The sequence below is a fragment of the Neoroseomonas rubea genome (assembly GCF_016106015.1).
GTDB lineage: Bacteria > Pseudomonadota > Alphaproteobacteria > Acetobacterales > Acetobacteraceae > Neoroseomonas > Neoroseomonas rubea.
The window spans coordinates 1-779 of sequence record NZ_JACADQ010000697.1; the positions used below are offsets into that span (position 1 = coordinate 1).

The 779-nt window shown below is 76.4% G+C and carries 2 protein-coding genes; both read right to left on the minus strand.

Going from position 1 to position 779, the window contains the following annotated elements:
* Nucleotides 1-168 (minus strand): allophanate hydrolase-related protein (locus HW577_RS27165; RefSeq protein ID WP_419956614.1); only part of this gene is annotated, 168 nt, incomplete at its 3' end.
* A partial coding sequence (locus tag HW577_RS25910) for an amidase family protein (protein WP_269769602.1) occupies nucleotides 165-779 on the minus strand: 615 nt, incomplete at its 5' end. The genes HW577_RS27165 and HW577_RS25910, both read right to left, overlap by 4 nt.

The window sequence follows — 779 nt, forward strand, 5'->3', positions numbered from 1 at the left end:
CGCGACGCGCAGCAGGCCCGGCCGGCGCGGCGGCCCGCCGGCCAGCGCGAACAGGCGGTAGCAGGGGCGCGTGCCGACCGCGCGGGCGAAGACGCCGCCGCGGCCAAGCAGTTCATGGTTCAGCGCGAGCCCTGTCAGGTGCGCGCCGACGACGGCGATCTCGATCATGCGGCGTCCGCCTTTCCTGCCGCCGCGACGCGCGCGGCGAAGACCTTCCCGAGCGCGGCGAGCGCGGCATCGCTGCCGCGCGGGCCGATCAGCGTGATGCCGGCCGGCAGCCCGTCCGGCCGCGCCGGGCCCGGCACCGCCAGCGCGGCGAGGTCGAGCAGGTTCACGAAATTGGTGTAGGTGCCGAGCCGGGCGTTCGGCCCGAAGGGGTCGGCCGCCAGCGCCGCGAGCGTCGGAAAGCAGGGCACCGAGGGCACGACCAGGACGTCGAAGCGCGCGAAGAAATCCTCCGCCGCGCGACGATGCTCGGCCAGCCGGTACATCCCGCGGAAGGCATCCACGGCCGAAAAGCGCGCTGCCCCCGCGATGATCGCCTGCGTCACCGAATGGAGCGCGCCGGGATGGGCGGCGGCGAAATCGCCGAAGGCGGCGGCGCGTTCGGCCACCCAGGGTCCGTCATAGAGCAGCGCGGCAGTGTCGAGCAGCGGCGTGATGCGCGCTTCCTCGGCCCCCGGCAGCAGGGCGCGGGCGGCGGCCCAGGCGGCGCGTGCCGGCGCCTCGTCCAGGTGCAGGTCGGGGGCCGCGGGGATGGCGATGCGCGCCGGCGCGGC